Origin of the sequence: Mycobacterium sp., from assembly GCF_965230835.1 — a bacterium.
Taxonomy (GTDB): Bacteria; Actinomycetota; Actinomycetes; order Mycobacteriales; family Mycobacteriaceae; genus Mycobacterium.
Genome location: NZ_CBDDLW010000002.1, coordinates 2,604,862 through 2,618,295 on the forward strand (window position 1 = coordinate 2,604,862; position 13,434 = coordinate 2,618,295).

Annotated in this window: 12 protein-coding genes, 1 tRNA gene and 1 other RNA gene; 5 read left to right on the plus strand and 9 right to left on the minus strand. The window is 62.6% G+C overall.

Annotated elements, in window-relative coordinates; all coding sequences use genetic code 11:
• Window positions 1-34: 34 nt before the first annotated feature.
• A complete protein-coding gene (locus tag ACO07W_RS12325; protein ID WP_421843530.1) occupies window positions 35-496 on the minus strand; it encodes a hypothetical protein in 462 nt (153 codons plus the stop codon).
• The gene (locus ACO07W_RS12330; RefSeq protein WP_421843532.1) at window positions 493-804 is read right to left on the minus strand and encodes a hypothetical protein; all 312 of its coding nucleotides are present in this window, start codon (window positions 802-804) and stop codon (window positions 493-495) included. The genes ACO07W_RS12325 and ACO07W_RS12330 overlap by 4 nt, the downstream gene beginning before the upstream one ends.
• Window positions 805-1,070: 266 nt before the next feature.
• Between ACO07W_RS12330 and ACO07W_RS12335 the strand changes: the two genes are divergently transcribed.
• The gene (locus ACO07W_RS12335) at window positions 1,071-1,457 is read left to right on the plus strand and encodes a PPOX class F420-dependent oxidoreductase (RefSeq protein ID WP_421843534.1); all 387 of its coding nucleotides are present in this window, start codon (window positions 1,071-1,073) and stop codon (window positions 1,455-1,457) included.
• Between the two features lie 259 nt (window positions 1,458-1,716).
• On the opposite strand, the gene ACO07W_RS12340 is transcribed toward ACO07W_RS12335, so the two are convergent.
• The 3 genes from ACO07W_RS12340 to ACO07W_RS12350 form a co-directional block, all read right to left on the minus strand.
• Window positions 1,717-3,225: a SulP family inorganic anion transporter gene (locus ACO07W_RS12340; RefSeq protein WP_421843536.1), complete on the minus strand. Its 1,509-nt coding sequence runs from the start codon at window positions 3,223-3,225 to the stop codon at window positions 1,717-1,719.
• A gap of 886 nt (window positions 3,226-4,111) precedes the next feature.
• Window positions 4,112-5,089, minus strand: a complete 978-nt coding sequence (locus ACO07W_RS12345) for an SDR family NAD(P)-dependent oxidoreductase (RefSeq protein WP_421843538.1) — start codon at window positions 5,087-5,089, stop codon at window positions 4,112-4,114.
• Between the two features lie 59 nt (window positions 5,090-5,148).
• Window positions 5,149-5,847 carry a cutinase family protein gene (locus ACO07W_RS12350; RefSeq protein ID WP_421843540.1) on the minus strand — a complete coding sequence of 233 codons (699 nt, stop codon included), beginning with the start codon at window positions 5,845-5,847 and terminating at the stop codon, window positions 5,149-5,151.
• Window positions 5,848-5,963: 116 nt separating this feature from the next.
• On the opposite strand from ACO07W_RS12350, the gene ACO07W_RS12355 reads away from it, so the two are divergent.
• Entirely contained in the window at window positions 5,964-6,128 is a 165-nt protein-coding gene (locus ACO07W_RS12355; RefSeq protein WP_421843542.1) for a hypothetical protein, read from the plus strand.
• 39 nt (window positions 6,129-6,167) lie between these two features.
• Here ACO07W_RS12355 and ACO07W_RS12360 read toward each other — a convergent pair whose 3' ends face one another.
• Both ACO07W_RS12360 and ACO07W_RS12365 read right to left on the minus strand, forming a co-directional pair.
• Complete coding sequence (locus ACO07W_RS12360) at window positions 6,168-6,992, minus strand: hypothetical protein (protein WP_421843544.1); 825 nt, start codon at window positions 6,990-6,992, stop codon at window positions 6,168-6,170.
• A 93-nt stretch (window positions 6,993-7,085) separates the two neighbouring features.
• Window positions 7,086-7,171: transfer RNA gene (locus tag ACO07W_RS12365), tRNA-Ser, on the minus strand.
• 78 nt (window positions 7,172-7,249) lie between these two features.
• On the opposite strand from ACO07W_RS12365, the gene ffs reads away from it, so the two are divergent.
• The 3 genes from ffs (at window position 7,250) to ACO07W_RS12380 (ending at window position 10,643) form a co-directional block, all read left to right on the plus strand.
• Window positions 7,250-7,344, plus strand: an RNA gene (gene ffs, locus ACO07W_RS12370) — signal recognition particle sRNA small type.
• Between the two features lie 91 nt (window positions 7,345-7,435).
• Window positions 7,436-8,713 carry an aminotransferase class I/II-fold pyridoxal phosphate-dependent enzyme gene (locus tag ACO07W_RS12375; protein WP_421843546.1) on the plus strand — a complete coding sequence of 426 codons (1,278 nt, stop codon included), beginning with the start codon at window positions 7,436-7,438 and terminating at the stop codon, window positions 8,711-8,713.
• Window positions 8,714-8,849: 136 nt separating this feature from the next.
• Window positions 8,850-10,643, plus strand: coding sequence for a DNA polymerase III subunits gamma/tau (locus tag ACO07W_RS12380; protein WP_421843548.1), 1,794 nt, complete (start codon window positions 8,850-8,852; stop codon window positions 10,641-10,643).
• A gap of 6 nt (window positions 10,644-10,649) precedes the next feature.
• Here the strand turns inward: ACO07W_RS12380 and ACO07W_RS12385 are convergent, their stop codons facing one another.
• Complete coding sequence (locus tag ACO07W_RS12385; RefSeq protein WP_421843550.1) at window positions 10,650-11,957, minus strand: class I SAM-dependent methyltransferase; 1,308 nt, start codon at window positions 11,955-11,957, stop codon at window positions 10,650-10,652.
• Window positions 11,954-13,390: an FAD-binding oxidoreductase gene (locus tag ACO07W_RS12390; RefSeq protein WP_421843552.1), complete on the minus strand. Its 1,437-nt coding sequence runs from the start codon at window positions 13,388-13,390 to the stop codon at window positions 11,954-11,956. Before ACO07W_RS12390 ends, ACO07W_RS12385 begins: the two co-directional genes overlap by 4 nt.
• Between the last annotated feature and the right edge of the window lie 44 nt (window positions 13,391-13,434).

Genomic DNA, 13,434 nt, shown 5'->3' on the forward strand with positions numbered 1-13,434 from the left:
CCACCCGGTTGATTGTGTTGAACAACGCGCAGATTTATATGGCATCGCGGAGACCTGCCCGGCTCACGCCGGTGTCGAGCACCGAGCGAATGTCAGGCGGTCCTACGTCTTTCGGTGTGAGGGTTAATTTCTCCAGGAGGCCGAGGGTTGCACGCACTTGATCGGTGACGTCGGCGGTGCGCCAATTTTTGATGACGGAAGCAGCGATGGGGGGATCCAGGACCGCCGAAGCGACTGCTTCGTGTGTGGTGGCGCAGAATTGGCAGCGGTTTTTCGCCGACACGAATGCCCCGAAAAGTTCCCGCTCGCCAACGGTCCACGCCGACGGGCCTCGTAGCATTGCCTGGCCGAGTTTGAAGAAGGGCCTACCGAAGAACTGCGGACGGTAAAAGCGCACCTTGACGATGTCGGGTACTGCGCGGCGGGTGACCAGGTGCAGTAGCGCGAACACGAGACGGCCCCCGCGTCGGCCCCGGGCGATTTGTTCCAGTCTCATCGCGCAACCTTGTAGAGAGCCGACAACCCCGCGTTGAGTCGATCATTGCCCGCGCCGAGCGCTGCGGCGATGCAGACTTCGAAGATGTGGTCGTCGGAGTAACCGGCGGCACGCAGGTGTTCGATGTCGTCGTCCTGCACCCGGTAGGCGTGTTGGCGGAGCTTATGCACATATTCGCCCAGCGGGCCCGGCACGTCGTCACCGCAGTAGGCGGCCCGTCGCAGCGCTACATCCGTGGTGGCCGGGGTATCGAGAACCGCCTCGCGCAGCTTTTCCTCCAGCCGGGGGTAACGACCCGCTATCGACACCGCACACTCCTTCGATAGAGCTGCGTTGGCTATCGCTAAAGCTGTGCGGGCTGGTCGGTCGGCTCCCGCAGAACCTCGACGCCTTGATCACGACCATACCCATTCGAGGCCATATGCCAAGAAACTTGGCAACCTGGGTAATCAGCGATTCGGTCCCGGATGTGGTGCAATGACCACGGTGTGCGGGCGTGGGGTATGCCACGTCCAGGGCGTGTGACGAGTAGGGCATGTGGGTTGCATCCCTGCCCCCGAGACGAAGGAAAAACGTGGCTCTCAGCTTCCAGGACGTCATCGGGTCTCGGTACTTGCTGCTAACAACATTTACCAAGGACGGCCGGCCGAAGCCGACCGCGATCTGGGGAGTTCCCGACGGTGACCGGCTCTTGGTGATCACTGACGATGAGTCGTGGAAGGTCAAGCGAATCCGCAACACCCCCAGGGTGACGATCGCCAAGTGCGGGGTGTTGGGCAAACCCAAAAGCGAGCCGTTGGAGGCGGTTGCTCGCGTATTGCCCAAGTCAGAGACACGGAAGGTGTACAACGCCGTGCTCAGGCGGTATTGGAATCACGCCTGGTGGTTCTATGCGCATTCCATTGTGCGGGGCGGCATCGACAAGGTTCACGTCGGCCTTGAGATCGCACCGGCCTCCTAGGCGCCCGCTTGCAGGTGGTCAATGGTGTCTCAGCTCTGCCGGCGAGCCGCCCGGCAGTAGCGCGGTGGCGAAATCGCAAAGGTATGGACGCCGGGCGAGCGGGCTAGAAAGCGGAACGGCGGGCGCGAAGACGTGATTTCGTGGAGCGTTTGTCTGAGTCGCTTGGGTCGTTGCAGTTAGTCAAGAGCGAATGTGGAGCTCTTCTTTAGCCGTGAGTACCGACCCGGTGTCGACATCCGCGCCTAGCCGGTGTGGGAAATCAGTTTACATCGCTGAGCTGCCCGGAAAGTCGGTCGTGTCGGTCAGCCGAATCCTGGTTAAGGCCAACGATTGTGACGGTTTTGCCCTTCCGTTGATACTTCATCGTGATGGCGTCGAGAGCAGCTACGGTCGAGGCGTCCCAAATATGGGACTCCGACATGTCGATCACTACGTTTTTCGGGTCTTCGACGTAGTTGAACTGGTAAACCAGGTCGTTGCTGGATGCGAAGAAAAGTTCGCCTCGTACGCGGTAGACGACGGTGTCGGTAGTGTCAGCTTCGCTGATCTTTTCAAGGGTTACAAGATGGGCGACGCGACGCGCGAAAAGCATCATGGCCGTCAGGATGCCGCCGATGACCCCGTAGGCGAGGTTGTTGCTGGCAACGGTGACTACCACGGTGACGAGCATGACCAGTGTCTCGCTTCGTGGCATCCGGCGAAGCGTCGATGGCGCGATGCTGTGCCAATCCATCGTGCCCACCGAGACCATAATCATCACTGCAACGAGCGCGGCCATAGGGATGAGGCCGACGAGACCGCCCAGGCTAACTACGAGGACTAAGAGGAATAGCCCGGCAAGAAAGGTGGATAGCCGTGTTCGGGCGCCACAGACTTTGACATTGATCATGGTCTGGCCAATCATTGCGCAGCCCCCAATGCCGCCGAAGAATCCGGTGATGACATTGGCGACACCTTGTCCCCAGCTTTCGCGGGTCTTGTCGCTGTGCGTGTCGGTGATGTCGTCGACCAGCTTGGCCGTCAGCAGCGATTCAACCAATCCCACTAGTGCCACAGCGAGCGCGTATGGGGCGATGATGGACAACGTGCCGAAAGTGAACGGAATGTTGGGCAGGAAAAGCGTCGGCAGGCTCGTCGGGAGTTTCCCTTCATCGGCAACGTTGGGTATATGCACAGAGAAGATCACCGCCGCAGCCGTCAGCACCGCAATGGCGATCAGCGGCGCGGGAAGAGCGTTCGTCGCTTTCGGCAGGAACACCATGATCAGCAAGCCGACCAACACGAACGGGTACACCAAGGCCGGAACCCCCAGCAGGTGTGGCAATTGGGACATGAAGATCAGGATCGCTAGCGCATTGACGAATCCGACCATCACGCTGCGCGGAATGAAGCGCATCAGCCGGGCGAACCCCAACATACTCAACGCTATCTGGAGGGCACCTGCCAAAACGATGGTCGCAATCAGATAGTCGAGACCATGCTCTCGGGCCAGGGGAGCAATGACGAGGGCGACTGAACCGGTCGCCGCCGAGATCATGGCCGGGCGGCCGCCGACGACAGCGATCGTCACAGCCATGGTGAACGAAGCGAATAGTCCCGCCCTTGGATCCACTCCGGCGATGATGGAGAACGAGATCGCTTCGGGGATCAACGCAAGGGCGACAACCAGCCCCGCGAGCACTTCCGTCTTCAATCGAGGCAGGGATCTCAGGGCGGCTAGCGCCGACGTGCTGGGGTCGCCGGCCTGGCGGGCGTGCGGGGTCGACATAACCTGTTTGTTCGCCAAAGTTATCCATTCAGTCGGGGCGCAGCCGCATACGACAGATTCGCTCGAAACGGAGAAGGTACACGCGTCATTGCGAGGTGCGATCCTGCGAGACCGAATTGGCAAGAACAAGAATCGAAGCCGGCCACGGCCGAGTTTTTACGCTACCGTCGACGCAGACAAGAGTTTGCATTTCGTGACCGAAGTCACCAGCGGTGTCCTACGGGCACAGTTAGCCACGGATATGTGGTCACATTATTCGTATCGAAAAAGTCCGCGCCGATCACATATCGGGAACCGCAAGCCCCGCAAGAAAATCCGCGGGCTACCTCCCCTGCGACGGTTCGCGACAGTGCCGCGGCCGCCCGACTATTTCGCGGCGCCGGTCGACAATGTGTAGGAGCCGACGGTCCGCCGCTACATTGAACACGAGTGGGCGGTGTTGGCGTCACGCGCAGGGCGTATTTCTTAGGCTGGCGGCTAACCGTTCGCCGGCATGTTGCCTTGCGGCAGTGTGTTGTGCCCACCTTGTGGTCTGCACTGCCGCGTTGCGGGGGCGCCGAGGCGCGTGCACGCACGGACAAACCTGCATCTAGCGCGGGGATCAACCGGCACAGCCCACCGAAATGCGGCTGTTGTGACCCGAAGGACGGTAGTCCGATTCGGTATAGCACGAGTCGGAGATCCTCGTATCGAGGCCATGTGTGGCGTTGACGTGTCAGTCTGTCACCCTGGATGACGTGACCACCGTCATTGTGGTGACCCTGGTGCTTCTGGGGATCGGCATCGTGTTCAATGAGCTTCTTCGGCTAAAACGATGGTTGAAACGCCCGCCCCCGAGCGGGGAAGACGCAGAATCGTCGGAAAGCCCTACTTAAGCGGTCGCGGTCTACCCGCGTAGAGCCGCGACGGTGTCCGCCACTGTTTCGCGCGGATCCCGGTAAGTGATACCGAGTTCCTGCTCGCTGGGCGAATCGTCGGATTGCGGCATCTGCGTGTAGTACTGCATCCCCGCTGCGGTGAACGGATTGTTGAACGGCAGATAGGGGCCGATGGCGTCCAGCACAGTTCCGGCGACGCGAAGCATGCTGTCGGGAACCGGCAGTGCCACTATCGAGGTGTCGGCGAGCTGGGCGAGCATATCCGCGAGTTCGCCGACAGGAATCCGATGACCGCCCGCCATGTAGCGTCGTGGCCCACGCCCAGGCTCCAACAGTGCGGCGTGCAGTGCGGCCAAATCACGACCGTCAATGACCAACCATGCCGCGCTCCGCCCAGGCAGCCCGCGAATCTGTAGCGCGGCTTTGACGCCCTCCCCGGCCTCACCGAATTGGTCGCCGACGGGCGGGCCGAGCACCATGCCGGGATAGGTGATATTCACTGGTGCGCCGGCGTCTTGTAAACCGCGAGCATAGATTTCAACCTGGGCCTTGGATGTTCCGTATCCATCCGTTCCACCGACAACCGGTAGGTCCGCCGAAAGCGTGTCCAGGTTCGGGTGAAAAAGCGCGGTGAAACTCGACACGTGCACCACCGGATCGAGTCCGAGCTGGACGGCCTGGCCCAGGACATTGCGGGCGCCGTCCATGTTGGTGGCGAGCATTTGCTCGGTCTGGCGCGGGTCAGTTGCCACCAAGGCGGCACTGTGCACTACGGCGTCGCATCCGGTGAGCGCGTCCCGAACCGACTCGCGGTCCCTGATGTCGCCGACTGCGAAGTCGGACACGTCGACGCCTAGTTTGGCGACCGAGGTTTCCAGCCGGGCGGGATTTCGCACCAGGAAGCGCACCGCATGGCCCGCGTCGACGATAGCTTTGGCCGTCCAGCCGCCGACAAATCCAGTGCCGCCGGTCACGAGAACGCGCATCTTGGCATTCTGCATCGGATCGCCGCCGGCCCCGCCACTGGGGTGGTGCCGTGTTGCGGCTACAGGTGACGTGCAGCGAAATCCGCCCCCTGGCCCACCATGCCGTTCACCGGATAGAGAACGTGTGCGATGGGGTTGTTGCCGGCACCGCAAATGCCGTCGCCTGTCGCGCACAACTTGAGAGTCTTTGCTTGATACCGGGGGCCAATGGCGACCGGCGGCGCACCGTACTGGCCCAAGAATTGATCCGTAGGCGTTCCGAACAGGGTGACTGCGGCAACGTGGTCCGCAATCTGCGGCGCCAGCGGCTCCGGTACCGCCTCAGCAGGAACCCCTACCGGGACGGCAGCTGAGGTGACGTATCCGGCCACCGCCGCGCCTTGGGAGTATCCGGCGAGCACTTCTCGGGTAGCGGGACAGTTTGCCGCCATGGACTGGATATGGGCGCTTGCGTCACGAACCCCGTCGATGATCAGTCGGGGAAAATCAGGGCTGGCAAAGTCGGTGCTCGCGGGATAGTTGACCGCATACACTCCTAGTGACCTTGCGCCGATTTGCGACCGCAGTGCGCCCACAAATGGACCTCCGACACTGCCAAGCCCCGCCGGCTCGCCGCTGCCACGGGCGAACACCACATCGACATCGGGGCACGGCTCGGCAGTCGCGTTCGGGGCGGGCGCGGTCAACAGGGTCGAAGTGGCCAGCACTGTTGCCCCTGCCGCCACCGCGAGCTGGCGAGCCGATCTGACGATGCCCATGTCCGTACCTGAACGTGTCGGGATGTACCCATGCCCGTCTCGATGCTAGTCGGATATGGGGATAGACGGCGCTACGGCACACCCGATTCCCGTTCGCGGCGTGACCGATGCCCTCGATGTCGAACTGTTTCGACAAGCTAACCGAAACCTTCGACGCGTTGCGCCGGCTGGGCGCAGGTGCGTATCTGGCTACCGGTGCTGGACGAGTCTTCTGGGTCGATGCGGATCCGCATGGCGTGCGGCAAGGCGGTGTCGGCTCCATCAACCTTCGGCGCCGCTGACCGACTTTGTGCGGAGTAGATTCGCGTGACTGCGGCTCGCTACTCCTCGACGGTGACGCCGCGCCGAGTGCGTTTGCGCCGATGTGACGTCTTGCCGGTCGGCCGACGGTTGCGTAGTCCGCCGCGGGTTGCATCTTCGGCCTCGGTTTTCTGGGTTTCGGGGGTTTCCGGTGTGGTCTCTTCGGGCTTCGGCTCGGCCTGCGCCGCTTTGTGGCTTCCCTCCGCCGCAGCGCTCACCGTCGCGTCGGCCGCAGTTTCATTGCTTTCGCTGTCGTCGCCGTCTGTTACCACGGCCTCTTCAGCGTCCACGACAGCGTCTTGTGATTCGGTGGATTCGGCCTCGTCAACCCGAGGCTCAGCGTCATCGCCCGCGCTGGCCTTCTTGCCGCGAACACGTCGCTTCTTTGGCTTCTTTGGTTTGAGCGGCTTAGGCGGAGGCGGCGGCAGCTCGGCGATAAAGGACAGGTAGAAGGCGCAGAACGCGAGCACCGCGATCGCGGCGGCCGCCCCGTAGATGCCGAACAGCCACCGTCCGGCGGCATCTAAGCTGAGCCAGATCTCGCTGATCGAGGTGCCGACGATCAGTATTCCGGCCAGCACGTGGGCCACAATCGACCAGGTTCTCAGCGACAAGGCCAGCTGCGGGATGCCGAACTCCGGCTTGCGGGTGCGTAACAGGGTGAACACCACTGGCAGCGCGGCCAAGCCAATCAGCGCACCGGTCACAATCCGAAGCGCCGTTGCCCAAGTATGCGTGACGTCGCCCATCAGCTCAGGCGAGCGAGGCAGAACAAAATAGAAGTAGAGGACGCCGGCGCCAATCGAAAATGACGCGTGCCACGGCACGGCGACTTTGCGCCCCATACCCCTCCTCATGCTGGTGGGTTCGGGCCAGCCTCAAGAGAACCCCGAAGCTGGTCAGCCCACATTGTTTCTGCCCGCAGGGCGGACCTACTGCGGAGGATGCGGGATTTGAACCCGCGAGGGCTATTAACCCAACCCGCGTTCCAGGCGAGCGCCATAGGCCACTAGGCGAATCCTCCGTCGCAATGGTAGCCGTTCGGTCGTTTCATGTGCTTTGTGGCCGCTGCCGCTCGATGTAACCCAGGTATTAGACTCGCTACGGACCCCGCGCGGCGTCTACCCTGTGAACTCCCCCAGGGCCGGAAGGCAGCAAGGGTCAACGGGCTCTGTCGGGTGCGCGGGGTCCCCTCAAACGGTGCGGCGCAATGGTGGCGGAGACGAGGGTCTGATCTGCCTGCGTTGGCCTAACGACCTCACGTATTCAACGGCGAAAGGGCCGCAAGGTGTCGTTCGATTCCCTCAGCCCTGCGGAGCTGGCGACGCTGCACGCACGCCACCAGCAGAGTTATGTGGAACTGCAGGCGATGAAGCTAGCTTTGGATCTCACCCGCGGCAAACCGTCGCCCGAGCAGCTCGACCTGTCTCAGCAGCTGCTGAGCTTGCCCGGTGACGACTACCGGGACCCGGATGGCATCGACACCCGCAACTACGGCGGTCAGCACGGCCTGACCGGGTTGCGCGCCATATTCGGTGAGTTGCTTGGTATCGCGGTACCGAACTTGATCGCGGGGAACAATTCAAGTCTGGAGCTGATGCACGACCTTGTCGCGTTCTCGATGCTTTACGGGGGTGTCGACTCGCGGCGGCCCTGGAAAGACGAGCCGAGCGTCAAGTTCCTGTGCCCCGTACCCGGCTACGACCGGCACTTTGGCATCACCGAGACCATGGGCATCGAGATGATCCCGATCCCAATGCAGGAAGACGGGCCCGACGTCGACCTGATTGAAGAACTGGTCGCCGTGGACCCTGCTATCAAAGGGATGTGGGTGGTTCCGGTGTTTGGCAACCCCACCGGTGTCACCTATTCCTGGGAGACGGTTCGTCGGCTCGTCCAGATGCAGACAGCGGCAAGTGACTTCAGATTGTTCTGGGATAACGCCTACGCGGTGCACACTCTGACAAGGGATTTCATCCGCCAGGTCGACGTAATTGGGTTGGCGGCCAAAGCCGGCAACGCCAACCGTCCCTACGTCTTCGCATCCACATCGAAGATCACCTTCGCTGGTGCTGGAGTTAGCTTTCTGGGGGGATCGCTAGGCAACATCGCTTGGTACCTGCAGTACGCGGGCAAGAAGTCCATCGGTCCGGACAAAATCAACCAGTTGAGGCACCTGCGTTTCTTCGGTGATGCCGATGGCGTCCGACTGCACATGCTCCGCCACCAGCAATTGTTGGCGCCGAAGTTCGCGCTGGCGGCCGAGATTTTGGATCAGCGGCTTAGCGATTCCAAGATTGCCACCTGGTCCGAGCCCAAAGGTGGCTACTTCATCAGCCTGGACGTGTTACCGGGCACTGCGCGGCGCACCGTCGCCCTGGCCAAGGACGCCGGCATCGCGGTCACCGAGGCAGGCGCCTCCTTCCCCTATCGAAAGGACCCGGAAGACAAGAACATCCGGATTGCGCCCACATTCCCGTCGTTGCCCGACCTGCGCCATGCAGTAGACGGGTTGTCGACGTGTGCACTGCTAGCGGGCACCGAGGCGTTATTGGCTCGGCGTTAAGCCTGTTGGCACCAGGGGTGAACATTCGGCGAGAAATCCGGGGTCCGCATCGTCGCCAAGCGGTGTTGGACGGCTCGTCTCCTCAGCGGCCCCTCCGGGGTCCGCATCGTCGCCAAGCGTCGGTAGCCTGCTGACTGTGGCCCTCTACCGCAAGTATCGACCGGCAACCTTCGCCGAGGTGGTGGGGCAGGAGCACGTCACCGAGCCACTCTCGGTAGCGCTGGACGCCGGTCGGATCAACCACGCGTATCTATTTTCCGGGCCGCGTGGCTGCGGAAAGACGTCGTCGGCACGCATCCTGGCGCGGTCGTTGAATTGTGCGCAAGGCCCGACGGCCACGCCGTGCGGAGCCTGCGAGTCTTGTATGGCGTTGGCGCCCAACGCGCCTGGCAGCATTGATGTGGTCGAGCTCGATGCCGCGAGTCATGGCGGTGTAGACGACACACGTGAGTTGCGTGACCGCGCTTTCTACGCGCCGGCCCAGTCGCGGTACCGGGTGTTCATCGTCGATGAAGCGCACATGGTGACCACCGCGGGGTTCAACGCGCTGCTCAAGATCGTGGAGGAGCCGCCTGAGCATCTAATATTCATATTCGCCACCACCGAACCTGAGAAGGTGCTGCCCACAATTCGGTCGCGCACTCACCATTACCCATTCCGGTTGCTGCCGCCGCGAACCATGCGAGCGCTGCTCGGGCGGATCTGCGAGCAGGAGGGTGTTGTCGTCGACGATGCCGTGTACCCGTTGGTGATCCGTGCCGGCGGAGGCTCGCCACGCGATACCCTCTCGGTCCTCGACCAGTTGGTGGCCGGCTCAGACGACGGTCCGAACGGCGCTCGGGTGACGTATCAGCGGGCGTTGGGTCTGCTCGGCGCCACCGATGTCGCGCTGATCGATGATGCGGTCGACGCACTCGCCGCCTCGGACGCCGCAGCGTTGTTCGGTGCGGTCGAGTCAGTGATCGACGCGGGCCACGACCCGCGGCGCTTCGCCATTGATCTGCTGGAGCGATTCCGAGATCTCATCGTGCTGCAAGCAGTACCGGATGCTGTGACCCGCGGTGTGGTGGACGCGCCAGAGGATGTGTTGGACCGGATGCGGGAGCAAGCGGCTCGAATGGGGTCGGCGACTTTGACCCGATACGCCGAGGTGGTGCAGGCTGGTCTCGGTGAAATGCGTGGTGCGACGGCGCCACGGCTGCTGCTGGAAGTGGTGTGTGCGCGATTGCTGCTGCCGTCGGCCAGCGACGCCGAATCAGCATTGCTGCAACGCGTCGAACGGATCGAGACACGCCTGGACATGTCGATACCGATTGCCGGCGCCGCGTTGCCATCCGCACCAGAACGTGCGCCCGAGTCTCCGGCGCCCCAGCCGCAGCCGGCCGCTCAGCCCAGTGCGCCACCTCGAAAGACGGCGCCTCCAGCGGCGAAGCCCACACCAGTGCCCGAACCGGCGCCTACGTCGGCTCCAGGAGCACCCAACGCGGCAGCGCTACGCAACATGTGGCCTGCGGTGCGTGACAAAGTCCGACAGCGCAGCCGTACTACCGAGGTGATGCTGGCGGGCGCCACGGTGCGCGCGGTGGAGGACGGCACACTGGTGCTGACTCATGGATCAGCTCCGCTGGCCAAGCGGCTCTCCGAACAGCGCAACGCCAGCGTCATTGCCGAGGCGCTCAAGGATGCGCTGGGGGTGGACTGGCGGGTGCGCTGCGATACTGGTGAGCCCGAGGCAGCCGAGGCGGGCCCGGTCATTCCTCAGGTGAAGGCGCCCGTCCCTGAAGCCGAGCCCGGCCGAACGGATGAAGAAGAACGCATGCTTGCCGAAGCCGCCGACAGCAACCCGCCGGCGCCTTCCCGCGACCCCGAAGAGGTCGCCTTGGAGCTGCTGCAGAGCGAGTTGGGCGCCCGGCGCATTGACGGCAGCTAGCTGAGGCTAGGGCTGCCACCATGGCCGCAACGGCAGGCTGTCGGCCCCCCAAGTGTCGACGTTGGCGGCCAGCACGTGGTGCAACTGCAGATTATTCTGCTCAAATGCGATCCGGGACGCCGCCATGTACAGGCCCCACACCTTGGCAGTGGGCAGACCGACCTCGGTGACCGCCTCATCCCAGCGTTCGACGAGGTTGCGGCACCAGTCACGCAACGTCATCGCATAGTGATGGCGGAAGTTCTCTTCATGTAGAACCTCCAGGCCGATGTTTTGGATCTCGGTGATGATGCGTCCGGAGCCAGTCAACTCCCCGTCGGGGAAGACGTAGCGGTCAGTGAATCCGCCGGCGGAGAACGTCGAGTTGTTGTCGTGCCGGGTGATGCAGTGATTGAGCAGCAGGCCGCCGGTGCGCAATTTCGACTTGAGAAAGCCGAAGTAAAAAGGGTAGTTCTTGACGCCGATATGCTCAGTTAGCCCAATTGAAGAAACGGCGTCGAACGCCGTCTCTGGCACGTCACGGTAATCGGAGTGGCGCACCTCGGCCAGCTGCGCGAGGCCTTCGTCTTCGATCGCCTTCTGCGCCCACTTCGCCTGCTCGGCGGAGAGCGTGACGCCGATGACCCGGACACCACGGCGGGCGGCATAACGTGCCATGCCGCCCCAGCCGCAGCCGACGTCGAGCAGCCGGTCTCCCGGTTGTAGCCGTAGCTTCTCGAAAACCAGCCGGTATTTGTTCTGCTGGGCCTCTTCTAGCGTTGTGTCGGCGTCCTGATACACGGCGCAGGTGTATGTCATCGACTCGCCCAGCACCCACTCATAGAAGGTGTTGGAGACGTCGTAGTGGTGATGAATAGCCTCCGCCTCGCGGGGCTTGTGGTGCAGCAAGCTGTCCGCGGCGCGGCGCCATCGCGGCGGGGTCTCCTGCGGTGGGGGTGCTATAGGCCGTAGGTGCTCCAGGCCGAGCGAGCGGACGACGCTGGCTAGGACCCGCAACGAGGGCCGTTTGAATTCGACCCGGTCGGTGAGTGTCTTGAGCAGGTCATAGGGATCACCCGGATGTACGCCATGTAGATGCAGATCACCGGAAACATAGGCACGGGCGATACCAAGTTCGCCAGGTGCCGTGGCTAAATAGGTGGCGCCGCGAGGGTTGCGCAAGTCCAGCCCCAGGCTAGCCTCGCGGTGGCCCGCGGAGCTGCCGTCATAAGCGGTGAACTTGACGGGCTGTTCCCCGGTCGCGGTGAAGATTTCCAGGATTTCGGCCATGCTGAGCTTGCCCGCGGTGCGCTCAGGCGTGTTGGCTGCGGTCATTGTCGTTGCACCGCCTTTGCATACAGGTCAAGAAGACGTGAGTCAGGGTCGTAGGTCTTTTTTACAGTGTTGTAGGCCTCATTGCCGTAGAGTTCGCCGAACTCTTCGCGGGTGTAGAAGGATTCGGAGTACAGCGACTTGTGGCCATTGAGGGAACGCACCTTCGCTTCGATCGCCCGGTTTGCCGCACCCTTGGTGGCGCCCGCCGGCACCGAGGACCAGAAACCGATGTTGAGATAGGTGCGATCCGCCCGGATTGGATACAGCGGCCAGGCAGTCGGTTGGCCTGAGTGGTGGCGCAGCCGCAGCGGGCACAACCAGATGGGCGATATAGGCACGGTTTTTAGGAACCACTCCAGGAACTCGCTGCTGCGCTCGAGCGGCACCTCGACGTCCTGCACGACCCGCTCACGCGGTGGCCGACCGTTGTGTGCCTCGATCCGGTCGGCGATACCGAAACGCTGGTCCAGCGCCACCAGTTTCCAGTAGACGCTGCTGCGCCGGTATCGGCGTGGCCACCAGCGCCGCAGGCGCGGGTTTTGCGCACCAAATGCGCGTGAGCACCAGAACCAGTCGGTGTCCCAGCGCCAGAAATAGTCGTGGATGGTCAACCGGTCCGCTTTGACGCCTCCCTCACCAACACAGTTGTGTTGGATTGAGCGGTAGTAGATGTGCTGTCCGGTGTAGTCGCTGACTGGTCCGGGCGTTGTGGTCCGCATGCCAACGCACAGATAACTTTCGTCAACACCGAATACCACCCCGTCGAGGTAGTCCACGGCGAAGCCGTCCAGACCACCGGTGTCGATAATGCGTTCCATCTTCGCCATCATCGCGCTCAAAGAGTGAAACCGGAGGTGCCGCAGCGTCACAAAGGGCGCTACCGGCTCTAGTTGGATCCGAAGCCGGGTGGAATATCCCAACGTCCCGTACGAATTGGGGAAAGCGCGGTACAGGTCAGCATGGTGGTCAGGGGAAACAGTGAGTAATTCGCCCGCACCGGTGAGAATGTCCATCTCCAGCACCGACTCGTGTGGCAGGCCGTTGCGAAACGACGCCGATTCGATGCCCAACCCTGCGACCGCACCGCCCACGGTGATGGTCTTCAACTGGGGAACCACCAGAGGCGACAGGTTGTAGCGCAGTGTCGTTGCGATTAGGTCCTCATAGGTGCACATTCCCCCCACGTCAGCGGTGCGGCGTTCGGGATCGATACTGATGACACCGGTAAGGCCGGATGTATCCAGGCCAGGCGTATCGCGCCTGACACGAGCGCGGAACAAGTTCGAGGTGGTCTTGGCGAGCCGGACAGGCGCCGACGCAGGAATGGATTGGTAACTTCTCAGCAATCGCTCGACGCCCGAGGCGTGGGCTGCCAGCGCGGCTCCTGGAACAGGCACCAGATATACCCTAGTCCTCGACAACAGACCGTGCATTCACGTCGAATCTGATCCCCACCCACGGGTGGGGATCGCGGCTA